Annotated in this window: 10 protein-coding genes; 5 read left to right on the top strand and 5 right to left on the bottom strand. The window is 51.7% G+C overall.

The window, feature by feature from the left end:
• Positions 1-18: 18 nt before the first annotated feature.
• The 5 genes from HB631_RS08630 to HB631_RS08610 form a co-directional block, all read right to left on the bottom strand.
• Positions 19-1,119: a hypothetical protein gene (locus HB631_RS08630; protein ID WP_213990739.1), complete on the bottom strand. Its 1,101-nt coding sequence runs from the start codon at positions 1,117-1,119 to the stop codon at positions 19-21.
• 308 nt (positions 1,120-1,427) lie between these two features.
• Entirely contained in the window at positions 1,428-2,552 is a 1,125-nt protein-coding gene (locus HB631_RS08625) for an Ig-like domain-containing protein (protein WP_213990738.1), read from the bottom strand.
• A gap of 161 nt (positions 2,553-2,713) precedes the next feature.
• On the bottom strand, positions 2,714-7,051 hold the full coding sequence (locus HB631_RS08620) for an Ig-like domain-containing protein (RefSeq protein WP_213990737.1): 4,338 nt from the start codon (positions 7,049-7,051) through the stop codon (positions 2,714-2,716).
• A 901-nt stretch (positions 7,052-7,952) separates the two neighbouring features.
• The gene (locus tag HB631_RS08615; RefSeq protein WP_213990736.1) at positions 7,953-8,873 is read right to left on the bottom strand and encodes a LysR family transcriptional regulator; all 921 of its coding nucleotides are present in this window, start codon (positions 8,871-8,873) and stop codon (positions 7,953-7,955) included.
• Between the two features lie 1,502 nt (positions 8,874-10,375).
• Positions 10,376-10,984, bottom strand: coding sequence for a TetR/AcrR family transcriptional regulator (locus HB631_RS08610; protein WP_213990735.1), 609 nt, complete (start codon positions 10,982-10,984; stop codon positions 10,376-10,378).
• A gap of 275 nt (positions 10,985-11,259) precedes the next feature.
• Between HB631_RS08610 and HB631_RS08605 the strand changes: the two genes are divergently transcribed.
• From HB631_RS08605 to HB631_RS08585, 5 genes are all read left to right on the top strand, one after another.
• Positions 11,260-12,399 carry an efflux RND transporter periplasmic adaptor subunit gene (locus HB631_RS08605; RefSeq protein ID WP_213990734.1) on the top strand — a complete coding sequence of 380 codons (1,140 nt, stop codon included), beginning with the start codon at positions 11,260-11,262 and terminating at the stop codon, positions 12,397-12,399.
• A 10-nt stretch (positions 12,400-12,409) separates the two neighbouring features.
• Positions 12,410-15,583 (top strand): efflux RND transporter permease subunit, encoded by a 3,174-nt coding sequence (locus tag HB631_RS08600; protein ID WP_213990733.1) that lies wholly within the window; start codon positions 12,410-12,412, stop codon positions 15,581-15,583.
• Positions 15,576-16,991: an efflux transporter outer membrane subunit gene (locus HB631_RS08595; protein ID WP_213990732.1), complete on the top strand. Its 1,416-nt coding sequence runs from the start codon at positions 15,576-15,578 to the stop codon at positions 16,989-16,991. Before HB631_RS08600 ends, HB631_RS08595 begins: the two co-directional genes overlap by 8 nt.
• A 160-nt stretch (positions 16,992-17,151) precedes the next feature.
• On the top strand, positions 17,152-17,769 hold the full coding sequence (locus tag HB631_RS08590) for a TetR/AcrR family transcriptional regulator (RefSeq protein ID WP_213990731.1): 618 nt from the start codon (positions 17,152-17,154) through the stop codon (positions 17,767-17,769).
• Positions 17,770-17,938: 169 nt separating this feature from the next.
• Positions 17,939-18,811: an NmrA family NAD(P)-binding protein gene (locus HB631_RS08585; protein ID WP_213990730.1), complete on the top strand. Its 873-nt coding sequence runs from the start codon at positions 17,939-17,941 to the stop codon at positions 18,809-18,811.
• The last annotated feature ends 111 nt before the right edge of the window (positions 18,812-18,922 follow it).

The following is an 18,922-nucleotide window of genomic DNA, read 5'->3' as shown; positions in this document are numbered from 1 at the left end:
CCAATAGCGAAAAATGAATCACTCATCTTGAGCAGGTTCTTGAGCCTCAGCGTCAGTAAATTCTTCAGTCAAATCCCTAGCGGATTCTTCAGTCAATTCGTCTGTTGATAATCTGGGACCTACCGTATCAATACGGGTGACCAGCGGCAATGAATAGCTAATACGGCCTCCGCCCGCCGGGGCGATATCGTAAACGAATTCTCCCGTAACGTTATCGAGGCCCTCCAGCAAACCGCTGCTGTAGGTAATATTAAAATTGATATCGGCGTTGGTTGCGACCACCGTGCCGGAATGGATATGACGGGTTTCGGCGGGCTCTTGGCTGTCGGCGCCGGGGGTGATGTTTAAATTGATTCGGTAGCTATTGCCCGCTTTGATTTCCGGCTGCGCCGGTATCCGGATGGTAACGCCGTGACGGGCGGCCTCGCGATCGATTTTATTGTGCAACGAGGCGGGCAGCAGGACTGGCGCCAGTAATTTGGAATAATTGCTGCCGGTAACGGTAATTTCCTTCGGTTTGCAGATGGAAACATTACCCACTTGGTCAAATACGGCGTAATAGACTCGATAACAGCCGTCTTTTAGTACCGTTTCGGGGGCAAACTGAGTTTTAAGGTTCAGCACCCAGGGCACACCGTAGGGCAACCCGTCAATTTCACTTTGAATAAAGCGTTGTCTGGTAGCGTCCCCCCAATGGAATTCAAACAATTCCCCGGTGACGATTCGTATCGGCGCGGGGACTTCCGCCTGGATGCCTGCGTTTATGGAGTGCTGATTGATATGATTATGCGGCGCATTGGTAATCCTGACCTGCTTCAACTCGGGAGAATAGGCGAAGACCGAGACTGTGGCCGACGGACCGTGATGAAGGGCGGCGGTAATGGTTATCACCCCGCCGAGGGGATAATTAAAATGCTTGACGGCCTTACCCCCGTGATTGGTAGCCACCGGGGTCGGCGGTTCAAAGCGGAACTGTGGTGAGCTGAAGGCGACGTCCACATGATCGGCCGGATTGCCGTGTTCGTTGACCACCGTTGCGGTCACCGTCACCGTAGCGGCTGAATGCGCGGATACGGGATAATATTCTGGCGTGGCTGTTAACGTGATGATATAAGCCATAATTCATTCCTTAAAAAATATTTGCGGAAAGATTAGTTTGATAGGTTCATTATTTTGAGACGTTTATTTAAATTTACAATGTTTATTTTTAACGCGGTCATTGCGTGAATTGATACAGGCAATGACTTAAGTGAAAAAATTCAAAAAATAAGCTGTAAAAAAGGACGATAGCAAAAGGCTATCGTCCCATCAAATGCATGATAGTTTTTGTTTAATGAAAATTGACGCTTATAAAAATAATTTATCAATTACCTATCTAATCGATGTCCATCGTCCCTGCTTAAGCAAGAATGCTCAACATCTCCTTCCTAGCGTGGATGGTGATTACCATGCCCGCCCGGGTGATGATGATCATCATCATCAAAATCATCATCATCATCAAAATCCTCGGTTGCGGCTATGGGCGGTACGGTATCAATCTCCACCAGCAAATGGCGGGAAGTTCCTGACGGGCCGCTGGTGGGCGTAATGGTATAGTAGAAGTCCCCGGTAGAGTCGTCAATACCCAGCAAAATGCCGCTGGCATAGGTCATGGGAACGTCAATCCCGGCGGTAGCGGCGTTAGCCGGCACGGTGCCGGTAGCGATTATCCTGGTAATGGGGCCTGGAGCGCCGGGGGCTCTCGGCGTGGCGATCAAATTGATGGTATAAGCACTGCCGGCGACGAGAGCAGCCTGGGCGGGGATGAAAATGCTTGGGTTGCCGAATGCCGCATTCAAATTGATGACATTATTCAGGGTGGCGGGTAACAATTCAGGCGCCAACAGGGTGGCCGGACTGGTCGCGCTACCTTCCACTGTAATAAGTCTCGGTGTTGACACCGCTTCGTTACCCGACTGATCCCGAACGCTGTAAAATACTGAATATACGCCGTTGGACAATACGCTGGCCAGTTGGAAATTGGTTTTAACATTGATTATCCACGGCACGCCGACGACCTGTCCCACGTCATTGTATTCAGTGGTCCTTTGTAGCCGTCGTTCTCCCCAATAAAACGTGTAGTTCTGTCCAGGCGCCAAGGCTATGGCGGCAGGCACCGTGCTTTGTATGCCGGCATTGATGGCGTACTGATCGATGATATCATCAAAAGCATTGGTGACAAACACCTGGGGAACGCCAGGGGTATATGCCGCGATGTATACGTTATCTACAATACCGCCGGCGATAGTGGCCCTAACGCCAACCACATAGGCCTCAGGGCGGGGGCCGATATTAAACTCCGAAGCTATGGCCACCCCGTCTGCATTGGTAGGGACCGTTTCTGTAGCCGGAAGGGTAAGCCCTGCTGTATCAGAGGTAAAGGTAAAGGTGACTGGCAATCCGACAACCGGCGCGCCGTTTTCATCAGCCACCGTTGCTTGCGCAATTACCGTAGCCGGCGTTGTATAAGGATAAAAACTCGGTGTGGCTATGACTGTAATGGTATTAGGCATAAATATATCCTCGGTGAATTTTGATAATTCATTTATATTACTGCCGAGTAATTTTGTAATGTAATGGCATAATCTTCAATGTTCATTTTTATCGCGGGGGGTGCTAAAAAAAACGGGGAACCAAACTCGTGGTTCCCCATAATTATTAGGATTTGCCGATGCTAATTAAAAGTGAGGTTGGAACCCGCATAAAAAGGTCGTAATGCTGTGCCTTGGCCGCCGTTATTAAAGTCACTCATCGTCACGATAACATATATAGAAACGTCTGGTACGGGGCTGACAACGTAGCCCATAGTCTCACCGGCGTCATCGGTTGTCGCGTTGGAATCAACCATGGTAGCCTGTGTCGGCAAGGGGTTCCCGCCCACATACTTCATTGCTTGCATCGCCAAATGAGTCCCGACCACCGGTGCGCCGCGGGGGGAGACCAACCTTATCAATACGCTGGCCGGCGTTATATTGTCCGCCGGCGCAGTGGCGACTATCGACACCATGGTCATGGTGGGCAGCCTGAAATTCCCGCCGGATGCGGTAAGCTCAGTGCCATTGGTGGCGTGGGCGGTTAAGGAGGTGGCGCTGACATAGCTGTTGGTGTATTGCACCCGCAGAATGCCGTTCGAATCGGTAGGACCCGTGACCGGGGTGACAAACCTGAAGGTTCCCGTGGTGGCGCTGCCGCTCACGGTTATCTGAGTATTCGGCAACGGAGCGCCGGCGGCATTGTGCACCAATATATCAGCGGTATTGGGCTCCAGACCGTTGGCTAAACCGTCGTTCTCCACAACGGTGATGCTGACGATAAAGATATTGCGGGTGAAGTTTACCGTTGCCGTTCCTGACGTTCCGCCGGTCAATTGAGCCGTCACCACGCTGTTGCCTTCCGTCATGCTGGTGAGGGTGGCGGTGGCGATGCCGTCCGGGCCGGTGGGGTTGATAACCGCGGTCGGAGTAGCGCCGTTTGAGGCGGTAAATGTAACGGTTTGCCCGGCCAGGATATTGCCGTTGGCATCTTCCACCAGGGCGCTTACCTCATTGGTGGCAATGCCGTCGGCCACCGCGCCGGTGCGCACCACGCTCAGGACAACCCGCGCGGTGGTGACGTCGGCGATAAAGTTGATCGGCACCTGTTGAGGGCCGCCACTTGGCAGGGTGGCGGTTACCGTGCTGGTGCCCGCGGTATGGCTGGCGAAAGTGGCGGTGGCGGAACCGTCCGCGTCGGTTGGCACGACAACCGGACTGACCAGGACATCGGTGGCGTTAAAGGTGACGGTTTGTCCCACCAGGTCATTACCGTTGGCATCGGTGACGTGGGCGCTGACCTCGTTTGTGGCGATGCCGTTGGCCACTTGGTTGGTGCGCAACACGGTCAGGGCAATGCGGGCGGTGGACGCGTCGGCAATAAAGGCGATAGCCACCGCCTGATTGGCGCCGTTGACCAGGGTGGCGGTTACCGTGCTGGTGCCTGCAACGTGGCTGGCGAAAGCGGCATTAACGGTGCCGGTGAGACTGGTGGTAAGAATGACCGGGCTGGTGATGACGTTGTTGGCGGCAAAGGTGACGGTTTGCCCGGCCAAAATATTGCCGTTGGCATCGGCGACATGGGCGCTGACCTCGTTGGTATCCGTGCCGTTGGCCACCTCGCCGGTGCGCACCACCGTCAAGACAATGCGGGCGGTGGACGCGTCGGCGATAAAGGCGATATTTTCACTGGCGTTGTTGCCGTTGGTCAAGGTGGCGACAACCGTGCTGGTGCCGGCCTTATGGCTGGTGAAGGTGGCGGTAACAAGGCCGCCATCACCGGTGATTAGTGTTATCGGGCTGGCATCAACGTCCGTGGCGGTAAAGGTGACGGATTGCCCGACCAAATCATTGCCGCTGGCATCGGTGACATGCGCGCTGACTTCGTTGGTGGCGATGCCGTTGGCAACCTCGCCGGTGCGCACCACTGTCAGTTCGATTCCCGCGGTGACGGTGTCGGGGATAAAGATGACGTCCTGACTTTGGCTGGTGCCGTTGATCAGTTTAGCGGTAACCGCGAACGTGCCGGCGGTTTTACTGATAATCGTGGCGGTGGCGTTGCCGTCCGCGTCGGTGGGATTGGTCGCCGAAAAAAGGACGGCGGGGGCGGCGACGGTGAAGTTGACGGTCTGTCCGGCCAGCTTATTGCCGTTGACATCGGTGACTTCGGCTCTGACCTCATTGCGCTGGATGCCGTCTGCCGTCGCGCCGCTGTTTACTACGCTCAGAGTGATACGCGCGGTGGCGACGTCAGCGATAAAGGTGACCTCCTTCGCCTGGTTGCCGCCGTTGGTCAGTGTGGCAGTCACCGTGCTGGGGCCGGCGGTTTTACTGGTAATGTTGGCAGTGGCGATGCCGTCTGCGCCGGTGGGATTGATAACCGAGGTAACGGTACCGTTAGAGGCGGTAAAAGCGACGGTTTGCCCGGAAAGCGGGTTACCGTTGGCATCGGTCACTAAGGCGCTGACTTCGTTGGTGGCGATGCCGTCGGCCACCATGCCGGTATGCACCACGGACAGGGTGACTTTCGCGGTAGTCGGGTCGGCGTTAAAGTTGGTATTCACCGAGCGACTGACGCCATTGAGAGTGGCGGTGACCACGCTGGTGCCGGCGCGCAAATTGGTGAGAGTGGCGGTGGCGAAGCCGTCCGCGCCGGTGGTGCCGGTAACCGTGGTGACCGTGGCGCCGTTGGTGGCGGTGAAGGTGACGGTTTGACCGGCCACCGGATTGCCGCCGGCATCGGTGACTTTGGCTCTTACCTCGTTGTTGTCGCTGCCGTTGGCAACAGCATTATTTTTGGTGACATTCAGGTTGGCGGCGGTAATTTGCGCCGCGACGGGCATGACCTCAATACGGGTGGCGGCGGTATTGGACGCATTCTTTCTGACGTCGTAAGCCACCGCGCTCAGGTTATACAGGTTAGTGGCGGCGGCTCCGTGTTGATAAGGCGGCAGCTTGATGATAAGGGCGGTTTGTCCGCTCTGGGTGACCGTGCCGCCGGCGGCGGTGATGGCTGAATAATCCCAGACGATATGATCCAGGGCGTATTTGGATGTGACCGCGGCGGTGACCGTGAGAGGGTCCCCTTCATAGCCGGATAAATGGTCCGGCAGCCTGAGTTCAATCACCTGCTGTTTCTGGTACTGAAGGACGATATCATAATTTCGATCAACCAGATCGTAGCGGTTGCCGGCAAGGGTCCTGGTTGCCGCCACGTTGTCGGGGCTGATTTGCGACTGCAAGGATGCCCCGAGCCGATAGTTCATTTGCAGGCTGAAGGTGGTGTCGTTCATATCGCCTTTGCCCTGGCGATAATCGACGCCCAGGGTGACCAGGCTTATAGGGGTGTAATTAACGCCGAGGGTAACGGCATAGGGGTTTTTTTGCAGATTGTCCGGGCCGAACAGCCCCACATTATCACCGCGGTATTGTTCGAAAATCAGCCTGCCCCCCAATTGGGGGTAGGAGGGTAAATAGGCTTCGGCGCGAATATCATATCCGTTGGCCGGACGTTCATTATAATCTTCCAGATCCCTGGAATCGCGCCAGTCGGACAGCCTGAAATAACCATTGGCGGAAAACTTAAGGTAATCACGCCAGGCTTCCAGCCCCATGCCGAGCCGCCGGTTACGGGCGGTAATATCCTCGTCATAAAAGGCGTTCATGCCGTACATCCAGCTCCCTTGCCAAGTGCGAGCGCCGGCGCCGATATTAATGGTATTGCGACTATCCTTATTCCGATACCCCCACTGGCTAAAAAACATTTCATGGGGTTTGTCATACAGCGGAATCAATAAATCCAGTGCGCTGCCGTCAAGATGAAAGTCATCATCGACATTCAGCTGGACCCGGGCAGTGCCGAATTGGCTGAGCCATTGCTGGGCTTTCTGGCCGATTTCTCCGGTGGCGGTGGAGCGGAGCATGGAGGAGGCGGCATCGCCGTTTTGATCGGCCGGGGCAGGCGCGCCGACGAGGTTATTGTCGAAGGCGGATTTGCCGTTGCTCACGGAAGACCGGGTACTAAAAATAGACATTTTGTCTATATCGTCCGGCAGGGCGTCCTGGTTTTTAGACACCGCATTCACGCCTGAAAAATCAGCGACATTCAACGGAACGTCGATTTCATCCCCGACGGTTAATTGTTCGAATGGCCTGGAAAACGCCCTGAACTGATTAATTTTTTTGAGCGCATCCAGGGTAAGATGATATTTATTCGCTACCGAGAGCACGCTTTCTCCTGGACCGATAACATAGGGCTCGCTCGCAGTAATGGTTTGTTGCTTTATCGCGGCGGCAATGGCAGGTGAAAATGCGATACTGAGAGGAAACAACAGTTGGAAAAGAATAGTGATCCATACCATCAGATTAAATAATCTTAATTTATCGGCTGAGAAGCGACCCACCGAATTAACGGTTCTTTTGAGATTTTGCGCGGCATGGAAGAGCAATATGTGCAAATAATTATTAAGAGAATTAACCATTGTTGTTATCCTGCCGTCTATTTCGTTTGGACGCGTTAATACGTTACCTTCAGTATTCACTGAATATTTTTTATAAAATCATTTTTTCATTAACGCTTATGGTTAATGTATGAGTATCATCTAATAAATAAATATATTGTCGGTATAAGATGCCCCTGGTTACATAAATAGCCCTAATCTTATTTCAAAATACGATAGCCCGTGGGTGCTTTATAATACCGAGATTGCCATATTCCATTTGACAATTCCACAAAATTTTATACCTAGTCTAAATCGAAAAGTAATTAACCTCAGTCACATAAATCAAAATCCATCCCTCGTGTGGCAACGAGAAAGGGATATAGAGCAGTTGGGCTTCGACAGTGTGACTTTGATGTGAAGAAAATACCCAGGGGGGAGCGTAGGTATGGTGAGGGTAAACAAAAGGGATCTGATAATCCCTACTCACCGTCAAGTATGGGATTGGCCTTAGGCGCTTATTGCGTGTCGCTAATCACAGTATGCAAACCGTGCTTGTCAAACATCTTCCTGGTCTATGGCCATATTATTTTTATGGATATCCTGTTGATATTAAAATTAATATAAATAATATGAATTAATTCTCTTGCTAATCAATAAATATTAATTTTGTATTATTATTTGAAGAAGATAAGGGTTGCCTTATGCCGTTGATCGCCAGCATCATGTCTTCATGCATCAGGTATCATGGTAAAAGCAGAGAAGTTGAAGTGAGCATTGGGAAGGAGGGAAAACGACCGTATGACTCCCGGATAGCCAATTGGCATATCTGAGAGTATCACTGGATCAGGGTCAAATAATCATTGCCAAAAAAGAGTTTACCATCTAAAAATCATCCAGTGATACTTGTTAATGAAATGTCCTAGCCATAATTAAAAAAATTCTATCCCGTTAAGCACTTATCGTGGTTAGCGATCAACGGTAACATTTTTTCCTCTATAAACTCCTGATACGCGGGGGTATAGTAGATATGACGTTCAATAACCAATTTTTTATTATCACAATCAAAGGGTATGAATTTTACCTTAAAATTACGATCGTTAATGATATTAATAATCGACGAAGGCATAAGTCCTATGGCGTCACCTTTTTCGATCATAGAGAGCTGAACATACAATTCGGGTATAAACACCCGCTTCGGGTTGAGTTGATTTTTTGAAATGTATTCCTCAATGCCATCAAATATCTCTTCATTCTGATTTGATTCATATTGTACCAAGATTTTATTCATAAACAGATCGTTTTGAGTAAAATCTTCGGTCTTCAGATCGCTGTTAACCGCCAGCATAATAACGTCAGCTGACAAAGTCTGGTGCAATAATCCTGGCGGACAATGAATCTTTTTTTGTGTAAAAAATATCTGGCATAATTCTTTATTAAGCGTCTCACCTATATTCGTCTCCTCAGGCGGAAAATATTCAAGTGAGATATTATTTTTTGCATCTTTAAATAATGGTGACGAGAAAAAAGGTGATAAATACGAATAATCACGATGATCCAATCCTATTTTGATATTCGATCTTCCACTTTGTATCTGGTGAGTCTTTTTGATCACTTTTTTCTCAATTTCGCAAATTTCTTGGTACAACGGAAGTAACGTCGCATAGAGATCTCGGCCATAGCTGGTTAACTTTAATCCGTTATTGGTTCGAGTAAATAATTTGTGTCCCAGGTTCAATTCAAAAATTTTGATCGTCCGGCAAAGAGGGGACGGAGTGATGCAGAGAATCAATGCCGCCATTCTTATGGATTGCTCTTGTGCGGTAACTATAAAATATCTCAATGTTTTAGATAATAGAATCATGTTAAACCTCCAACGTTACTTACTAAATTTCAGGACGTTAAAAACAGTTCATTTTGATTCGACAAATTTTATAGACAAGGCTAAATAAAATATCCATAACGAAAGTCTTAATTCCGTTCAGAAAACAGGGCGCTGCAAAGACTTTAATATTGAGTTCATAGATATTTTTTGTATATAACAAAAAAAACTTGAACCAATTGAATGTGGCCATTTATTTATAATGGCAGCAGGTGAGTTTTCTGCTTTGCAATCCCTGGTGATTTTGTTCGTTGTCGGTAGACACCTTCTTGTTATATTCCTACACTTATTATCTGAGACCGGCCTAAGCCAGAACTCGGCACATCCCTTTGTCGTATTGATGGCGGCAAAGAAGGTAAACCCAATCCGTTGTGAACTGGTTAACATTTTGAACCAGCGCTTTTGTATTGGTTAACCGTCTCTTTGTAGGGATTGATAGTTGTATATATTTAACATTAACCCTGCCGGGTAGATCAAAAGAGAGCTAAGTAGTTCTTATCACTCCAGTTTTTCTTCATGTTCAAGGAAGACCGCTTTCCATCAGCTTTTGTTAACAAATCGGTATAGGATCATTTGCGGCCGGTATGGATAAAAGGTACGTCTACAGTGTACAACTTGACAAGCCTTTCGTATGAGTAAATTAAAAGTATTGCATGATATTGTTAGCCAGCTCACGCTTAATTACTTGCTTGACAATAAAGGAAATACATTACTAAAGGCAATGCTAAATTTCAACATTTGCACCAGGTCAATGTTTATTGATTGTTCATATTTAGCGGCTTGGATCGATATTCTTATCTATCAATTAAATTAACACTTCATCATAAAACCTTTTATTATCAATATATTATAATATTTTATATGTTCAATTAAAACGTGAAATTACTTCGGTTCGCCGACAGAAAACCAATAAAAGAAATAGGAAAAGTACTTATAAAATAGTGTTTTAATCTGTGATGCATGTGGCATAATTGTTAATTTTAGTCAATTTCATTATTTTGTCTGGTAAGTTTCCTTTTAGCATATTATTAACTAACGAAACTAGTAAGTAAACACAATGATTATCCTCAGTAAGGTCAGATAGGGGTCGATTTGTATTTAATGAAAATGAGCCTGGAAAGATATCTATATCTATTGTCATGAAGAGCAGCAAATCGGCTTAAAACGCTGAAATGTCTCTTTTTCGATAGATATCAATGAGAAAGGTTAAAAAACGCTGTATATCGATGCTTATAAAATAGACACAAATTTATATAAAATTTATGAGATGGAAAGATGGAAAAACATAAATATTTATTAAGAATCAAGCTAAATATCCAATTTATCTTATCTAACGGCTGGTTAAATAAGGATAATCCCATGCCGCAAAATCAAAAAGACAGCCAGAGGAACCGCGAGCCGGCAACAGAAGCGAGTGTGCCACACCACCGATGGGCAGACCGGAATAGCCGCCGCGACTCTGGCGGGAGGAAGGTCAAGGCGTGTTATAAAACGGCTTCAGCGGGATGGACCACGGGCAATATCGCCGAAAACAGCAGTTCCCTGAAGCGCTCCACCGGCGCGGGGCTGTGCTGGGCTTTCGCCAGCAGATTGGCGCCCTGAAGGGAGGCGACGATAAATGCCGCCATTTCTTCACTGTCGAGTTGGGCATCCAGCTCACCGCTTTTGATTGCCGCGCGCAGGCAATAGGCCAATGATTGCTGGATTTCAGCGAAGATTTCATTTAATCGTAGCCTGATGGACTCGCTCCAGCCGCTGGCTTCGGCGGTAAAATTGCCCAACAAACATCCGTCGCGCATATTATTTTTATTGAGCCTTGCCAGACCGGCGTCAATATAGGCACGCAAGCGTTGCAATGGCGGAAGGGAGTCGTTACGCAGGGTCTCGTCGATGGTCTTGCGGGCATTGGCGAAGTAAAGGTCGATCACTTCCAGCCCAAAAGCCTCTTTCGAAGCGAAATGGTTGGTAAACGACCCTTGAGGGACCCCTGCCGCCTGGACGATGTCGCGCACGCTCGCACCGGCAAAACCATGTGCATGAACAACCTGCATGCCGACGGTCAGGATTTTTTCTTTATGAGATGCTCTAGCCATAAAAGTAATATAGTCGTACGTATTAGTTTAGTCAACACCGCGCCACTGGGCCGCCAGTTCAGATATCACCACGCGTATAAAGGTACATTTTAACTCTTTTGTCCGCCATTCAGCTGCCGAATAGCGCAAAAAGCCTGATTGCCGCCGAGGGTTTACCTGGCGCCGGCACATCCGGTGAAACCATTCTTTACCGAATCCGTCCATTCGCTCCCTAAGCATGCTGATAGAATAGCCTCATTTCGAGAATGATCATTCTCAATAACCATGAGTCGCTTATGCATTATCAAATAATAGTTGTCACTATGGTCCTGCTGCTTACCGCCTGCGATCGGCCGTCCGCCACCGATATTCAATCCGCCGAGCCGGCGGTTCCGGTTACCGTGTTACGGGTACATACCCAACCCATAGCCTTATCCACCAGTTTGCCCGGTCGAACCACGGCGGTGCGGGGCGCCGAGGTTCGACCGCAGGTCGGCGGCATTTTGCAAAAAAGGCTGTTTACCGAGGGGACGGAGGTGAAGGCGGGTCAGCAACTTTACCAAATTGACTCCGCCGTTTATCAGGCGGCCTATGACAAGGCGCAGGCGACCTTGAACAACGCCAATGCGGTGGTCCGGCGTTACCAACCGCTGTCACAGGCCCATGCCATCAGCGGCCAGCAATATGACGATGCGGTGGCAACCGCCAAGGAAGCGGCGGCGGATTTGGAAACCGCCCGGGTCAATTTGAATTACACCCGGGTCACCGCGCCGATTTCCGGCCATATAGGCCGATCGATATATACCGAAGGCGCGTTGGTGACCAGCGGACAAAGCGGTTATCTCACCACTATCCAGCAATTAAACCCAATGTATGTGGACGTCAGTGAATCATCGCAGGACTTATTGCGCCTGCGCCGCGCGCTGGCGCAAGGGCATCTGAAAGCGACGGGAGACCATGCCGCCGCGGTGCAGCTGATCCTTGAAGACGGCAGTCATTACGATCAGGAAGGGACGCTGGAATTTTCCGAAGTCACGGTGGATGAAGGCACCGGTTCGGTGACGATGCGCGCCTCGTTTCCGAACCCCCACAATGAATTACTGCCGGGGATGTTTGTCCATGCCGTGCTGCAGCAAGGAGTGCAGGAGCAAGGTATTTTGATCCCGCAGGAAGCGGTCAGCCACGATGTGAAAGGTAAGCCGTATGTCTTTGTGGTGAAAGCGGATAGCACCGTTGAACAACGTACTATCACCACCGGCGAAATGACCGATGGCCAGTGGCAGGTCACCAGCGGATTACAGGCTGATGATGAGGTGATGATCGACGGTCTGCAAAACGTCCGGGCCGGCAGCAAGGTCAAGGCCGGGGAGCATCAGTCCGGCACCGCCGCCGTCAGCGGCAACAGCTCTTCCATGACCGATCCGTCGGCGCAATAGGGGATATCAGATGTCGAAGTTCTTTATCGAACGCCCTATTTTTGCCTGGGTGATTGCCATTGTTATTATGGTGGCGGGGGGATTATCCATACTCTCGCTTTCTATCAACCAATATCCTAATATCGCGCCGCCGGCAATATCGGTCAGCGTGACCTATCCCGGCGCCAGCGCGGAAACCACCCAAAAAACCGTGGTCCAGGTTATTGAACAACAGCTGAACGGGCTGGACAATCTGCGCTATATCGAATCGCAGAGTAACAGCGACGGCAGCGCCAGCATCGTCGTCACCTTCGATCAGGGCACCGATCCGGATATCGCCCAGGTGCAGGTGCAAAACAAAGTGTCGCTGGCGGAATCCCAGTTACCTACCGAAGTGACCGAACAAGGGTTGCGTGTGGCTAAATATCAGGCCAACTTTATGATGGTGGTGAGCCTGATTTCCGAAGACGGCAAACTGAGCGATTCCGACCTGGCCAATTTGCTGGTGTCTAAACTGGAGGATCCGGTCGCCCGCACCAAAGGGGTGGGGGACTTTATGGTCATGGGTTCCGAATATGCGATGCGTATTTGGCTCGATCCCGCCAAGCTGTATCAATATTCATTGATTCCCAGTGATATTACCACCGCCATTACTCAGCAAAACGTGCAAATCTCATCCGGTAAGCTGGGGGGATTGCCCACCATCAGAAATGCAAAAATCAGCGCCACTATCATCGGCAAGACCCGACTTGAAAGCGTTGAGCAGTTTCAGGATATTTTGCTGAAGGTCAATAGCGACGGTTCCCAGGTTCGTTTACGGGATGTGGCCAATATCGATCTGGGACCGGAAGATTACAGCATTTCATCCACCTTTAACGGCAAACCCTCTTCCGGGATGGCGTTGCGGCTTGCCAGCGGCGCCAACGTGCTGGATACCGCCAAAAGGGTTAAAGCCACCATAACCGAGCTGCAATCCTCGCTGCCGGATAACGTGAAGGTGGAATACCCCTACGAAACCTCTCCGGTGGTCAGCGCCTCCATTGAAGAGGTAGTGAAAACCCTGTTTGAAGCCATCGCGCTGGTGTTCTGCGTGATGCTGCTGTTTTTACAAAACCTTCGCGCCACCCTGGTGACCACCCTCGTGGTGCCGGTGGTGCTGCTGGGGACGTTCGGCGTGCTGGCGGCCTGCGGCTACTCCATCAATACGCTCACCATGTTCGGCATGGTGCTGGCCATCGGCCTGCTGGTGGATGATGCCATCGTAGTGGTGGAAAACGTCGAGCGGGTCATGTCGGAGGAAAAACTCGGTCCGAAGGAGGCGACCATTAAATCCATGGCGCAAATCCAGGGCGCCCTGTTCGGCATTGCGCTGGTTCTGGCGGCGGTGCTGGTGCCCATGGCCTTTTTCAGCGGCTCCACCGGAATTATTTATCGTCAGTTTTCCATTACCATCGTGTCGGCCATGGCGCTGTCGGTGCTGATGGCGCTGATTTTTACGCCGGCGCTGTGCGCCACAATTCTGAGGACCTCCGCGGCGGAACCGTCCCGCAAGGGATTTTCCGGCTGGTTTAATCGCACATTCGATTCCGGCACGCTGCATTACACCCGCTACGTCGGCGGCGTTATTTCCCGCCGCCGCATTTTTATGCTGATTTACCTGGTTATTGTGCTGGTCACCGGCTTTTTGTTTACCCGGGTGCCCGGCTCATTTTTACCGGATGAAGATCAGGGCGTCATGATGATGCAGGTGACGTTGCCGTCCAATGCCTCGGCGGAACGCACTCAACAGGTATTGTTGGATATGGAAACCTATCTGTTGACCAAGGAATCCGATTCGGTGAGCTCGGTATTCGCCGCCAACGGGTTCAGCTTTTCCGGCCGCGGCCAGAACAGCGCCATGGCCTTCGTGAAGCTTAAAGACTGGAGCCAGCGCACCGGCGGCAGTCAATCGGTGCAGGCGTTGGCCGGCCGCGCTATGCAACATTTCGCCACGCTTAAGGACGCCAAGGCTTTTGCCTTGATTCCGCCGGCGGTGATGGAATTGGGCAACGCCACCGGTTTTGACTTCTATTTGCAGGACACCACGGCAAAAGGCCACGAGGCGCTGATGGCGGCCCGTAATCAATTTTTGCAGCTGGCGGCGCAGGATAAGCGCCTATCGGCGGTGCGTCCCAACGGCATGGAAGATGAGCCGCAATATCAATTGCAAATCGATGATGAGCGGGCCCGTGCGCTGGGTCTGAGCCTGGAGGATATTAACGATACATTATCCGCCGCGTGGGGCTCCACCTACGTCAATCAGTTCATGTATGAGGACCGGGTCAAACAGGTCTATATCCAGGGCCGCGCCTCGTCGCGCGTGACGCCGGAAGATCTTAACAAATGGTATTTCCGTAACAGCGCCGGGACGATGGTGCCGTTTTCCGCCTTTGGCGGCGGCAAGTGGATTTACGGCTCGCCGCGGTATGAACGCTTCAACGGCGTCTCGGCGGTGGAAATCATGGGTTCGCCGGCCAGTGGTTTAAGTTCGGGCGAGGCGGTTAAAGCGGTAAATGAAATCGCCGCGAAGTTGCCTAAGGGATTCACCGTCGCCTGGCATGGATTGTCCTATGAAGAGCAGTTATCGGGCTCGCAAACGCCGGCCTTATATAGCCTTTCGGTCTTGGTGGTCTTCCTTTGTCTGGCCGCCCTGTATGAAAGCTGGTCTATTCCGTTTTCGGTATTGCTGGTGCTTCCCCTCGGCGTGCTGGGCACCATCGGCGCGGTATTAATGCGCGGATTGGAAAACGACGTATTTTTCCAGGTGGGCCTGTTAACCACCGTCGGCCTGGCGGCGAAAAATGCCATCCTGATTGTGGAGTTTGCCAAAGAGCTGCACGAAAAAGAGGGAAGAAACCTTGCCGAGGCCGCTATCGAGGCAGCCAGACTGCGTATCCGTCCCATCATCATGACCTCCATGGCGTTTGTGCTGGGGGTATTCCCGTTAGCGATTTCCCATGGTGCCGGATCGGGGAGTCAGCACTCTATCGGTACCGCCGTGGTGGGCGGTTTATTGACCGCCACTTTCCTGGCGATTTTTTTCGTGCCGATGTTCTATGTGGTTGTGGCCGGGTTATTTACCGAAAAATTTACTAAAAAATTCACCGATAAATCAAGCGGCAAAATAATTAAACCGTCGCCATCCGAGGCAAGCGAACATGAATAAATTTTATCCGGTGACGGCCTTATTGCCGGCCATGATTTTCCTGGCTCTTGCCGGCTGCACGCTGCAACCGGAATATCACCGACCCGCCATGCCGGTAGCCGCTTCCTGGAACGTCGCCGGCCAGAATGGGGCGGGTAGCGCGACCGGGGCGGATATCGGCTGGAAAACGTTTTTCAACGATCCGGCCATCAACCGGCTTATTGGACTGGCGTTGGCCAATAACCGCGATTTGCGGGTTGCCTTGCTGAATGTCGAAACGGCGCGGGCGCAGTTTCATATCGATCGCGCCGCCATCTTGCCCACTGTGGATGCCACCGCCAGTCAAACCTCGCAGCATCTGCCCGGCAATCTCTATTCCACCCAGAGCACCGGTCCGGTGACCTACCATCAATACGACGCCAGCCTGGGAGTCACCTCATGGGAGGTGGATTTCTTCGGCCGTTTACGCAGCCTGCGGGATCAGGGACTGGAAAACTATCTGTCCACCGAGGCGACCCAACGGGCGACGCAAATCAGCCTGGTTTCAGAAGTCGCCGAGGGTTATCTGACGCTGTGTTCGGATAATGAATTATTGATGCTGGCGCAACATACCGCCGACAGCCAGCAGCGATCCTATGATTTGACCAAGCGCAGCTATGATGCGGGCGTAAGCACAGCGCAGGATCTGGCCCAGGCGGAGAGCCCGGTGCGCAGCGCCCAGGCCGATGTGGCGAAATATTCTCGCCAGGTGCGCCAGGATATGGATGCATTGCGGCTATTGGTGGGTACCGAACTCCCCGCCGGACTGACGGAGCATGCCCGCCTTGACAAGGATTGGCATTTCCCGTCCACCCCCGCCGGTTTGCCATCCGATTTATTAACGCGCCGTCCGGACATTATCGCCGCCGAGCATACCCTTAAAGGGGCCAATGCCAATATCGGCGCGGCGCGGGCGGCCTTTTTCCCCAACATCAGCCTGACCACGAACGGGGGGTCCTCAAGCAGCAGCCTGGGTCATTTATTGTCGGGCGGTACCGCCGCATGGTCATTTGTGCCGACGCTGAGTCTGCCTATTTTCGATGGCGGGGTAAACCGCGCCAATCTGGATATGGCCAAGACCTCGCAAAAGATTGATGTGGCGAATTATGAAAAAACTATTCAAACGGCGTTCAAGGAAGTCGCCGATGCCTTGGCGGGACAATCCACTTATCAGGACGAACTGGACGCCCGCACGCTGGATACCGCGGCAAATAAACAAAATTATGATTTATCTGAGTTACGTTATCGTCAGGGAGTTGATAATTATCTTAATGTCCTGGTTGCCCAGCGCGCGCTCTATCAGGCGCAACAAACGCAGATTACCACCCGATTGGATCTGTTAAATCAACAGATAACCTTATATAAAGCTCTGGGTGGAGGCTGGAAATGATAACGGCTCGAGTTATTGACCAAACGGGTTGACCAGTATAATCCCCACCGCCGTTCCCACCGGTGGCGTATGTCTGGCTAAACGCCACCGGATCCATTTTATCGGCACCCTAATTGGCACCTCGAGTGCCGAATGCCAGCAATCGGAGTCTGTGAAAACGATGGATAGAAACGAGATTTCTTCAAGCAAACAGCAGCGAATTGAAGAGCGCCGCGATCAAATCATCGCGGCGGCCAGGATTTGCTTCCGACTGCATGGTTTTCATGGGGCGGGCATGGCTGAAATCGCCTCATTGTCCAAATTGAGCGTGGGGCAGATTTATCGTTATTTCACCAATAAAGAGGCCATTATTGAAGAAATCGTTCGGCGTATCGTTAAACATCGCATCAAACTGATGTGGGATCATGATAATGATTTAAGCCTGGTGGCCGACGAATTGGCCAATCAGCGGTTATTGGATGGCGAGGACGCGGAAATCAACCAGGCGCTGATGCTGGAAATCGCCGCCGAAGCCACCCGGAATATCCAGGTGGAGAAGATATTATGCGAGGCCGATGCCCATCTTTTTCACCAGGGCTGCGAGATGATGAAACAGGTTTATCCCCACCTGGATGCCGGGCGCATCGCGGCTTTATCCGAGATGATGGCGGTGCTGAGTGAAGGCACGGCACTGCGTATGCTAACCCATCAGCAGCAGCAGCATGTGGATCGCAGCCAAATGAAAGCGCTTTTTCTATTGATATTCGGCACCCTTTTCCCGCCACCTCCCTCGGCTTGATCGCGGCCATTTCCCTCCGCTGCCGGTAATTTCGCTATTTTAGTGATAATATTCATATTATTTCGCTTTGCCGCGCCGGGTAAACGTCGGCCATTACCGGCCGCGGTGCTGTAGGTGCGGTTCGCTATCCGACGCGATGGCGCTCTTCAAGGCATAAGGAGTTTTCCCCATGATCAGGGTAACCATTGCGGGCGGTACATGGGCGGCGGTGGATAAACTGGCCGGCGCATTGGCCGGGCAAGGGGTCAGGGTGCGGGTGCTGACGGAGAATCCCCTTCGGGCGCGGGAGAATTACGACCGGGGAAACGTTGAATATATGGCTATCCATTTGGAAGATCCCTTGTCGTTACGGGTTGCCTTCCAGGATACCGATCGGGCTTTTTTGGCCGGCGGGGACCGGGAACGGCCGTCTCGCTACGATCTTGCCCTGATTGACGCGGCGGTGCGGGCGGAAGTGCCTTATCTGGTTAACCTGTCGGAAGGGGGCGGATGCGTTGGGCAATCGGCGCGGCTTTGGCAGAGTGAAACCGATATCCACCTCGCCGCCCAAGGCGTTACGACCACCCGGATACATCCGGCTCTATCGCTGGACGCCGTTTTCGCCGTGGCGGCGCAGTTTGTGCCGCCAGGATTATGGGGCGGTACCGCCAGCTCCGGCCAGGCGGCGCTGGTGGATTTGCGCGACGTCGTGTCCGCCGTGGCACGGATATTATTGGAAGGCGCCGAGGGTCACGGGGGCAAAATTTATCATCTTAACGGCCCCGCGGCGGTAACCATGGGGTATATTGCCGATTACCTGGCGGAAAACCTGTCTCGCCGGGTCAGGTACCATCACCGCGGAGAGGATGAACAGCGGACAATATACCAACAGGCCGGCCTGCTTACACCGCGTATTGACGCGCTGCTTGAGCAAGATAATCTGATTCGTCACGGGTTTTATGCCGACACAAGCGCGGACCTGTTTGATCTGAACCACCGGCCGGCAAGAACGGCGATCGCCTGGATCAAAGAACATCGCGGGGATTTTTCCCACGGCCAATAACGTTGATAATTCATCTTTCCAATCAGCGTTGCCGGGCGGGAGGTGACGATGGTAAAAATAGTGTTAATTATGGGTAAAAGAAAGAATAATGACGTTCGTTACTAAAGGTCT

The organism is Sodalis sp. dw_96 (genome assembly GCF_018449575.1).
Taxonomy (GTDB): domain Bacteria; phylum Pseudomonadota; class Gammaproteobacteria; order Enterobacterales; family Enterobacteriaceae; genus Acerihabitans.
Note: the sequence above shows the minus strand (reverse complement) of the source record. Positions and strands in the feature narration are given on the sequence as shown.

Coding starts and splice junctions, on each gene's coding strand:
- HB631_RS08630 (WP_213990739.1), bottom strand. CDS start 1,119: ATGGCTTATATCATCACGTTAACAGCCACGCCAGAATATTATCCCGTA.
- HB631_RS08625 (WP_213990738.1), bottom strand. CDS start 2,552: ATGCCTAATACCATTACAGTCATAGCCACACCGAGTTTTTATCCTTAT.
- HB631_RS08620 (WP_213990737.1), bottom strand. CDS start 7,051: ATGGTTAATTCTCTTAATAATTATTTGCACATATTGCTCTTCCATGCC.
- HB631_RS08615 (WP_213990736.1), bottom strand. CDS start 8,873: ATGATTCTATTATCTAAAACATTGAGATATTTTATAGTTACCGCACAA.
- HB631_RS08610 (WP_213990735.1), bottom strand. CDS start 10,984: ATGGCTAGAGCATCTCATAAAGAAAAAATCCTGACCGTCGGCATGCAG.
- HB631_RS08605 (WP_213990734.1), top strand. CDS start 11,260: ATGCATTATCAAATAATAGTTGTCACTATGGTCCTGCTGCTTACCGCC.
- HB631_RS08600 (WP_213990733.1), top strand. CDS start 12,410: ATGTCGAAGTTCTTTATCGAACGCCCTATTTTTGCCTGGGTGATTGCC.
- HB631_RS08595 (WP_213990732.1), top strand. CDS start 15,576: ATGAATAAATTTTATCCGGTGACGGCCTTATTGCCGGCCATGATTTTC.
- HB631_RS08590 (WP_213990731.1), top strand. CDS start 17,152: ATGGATAGAAACGAGATTTCTTCAAGCAAACAGCAGCGAATTGAAGAG.
- HB631_RS08585 (WP_213990730.1), top strand. CDS start 17,939: ATGATCAGGGTAACCATTGCGGGCGGTACATGGGCGGCGGTGGATAAA.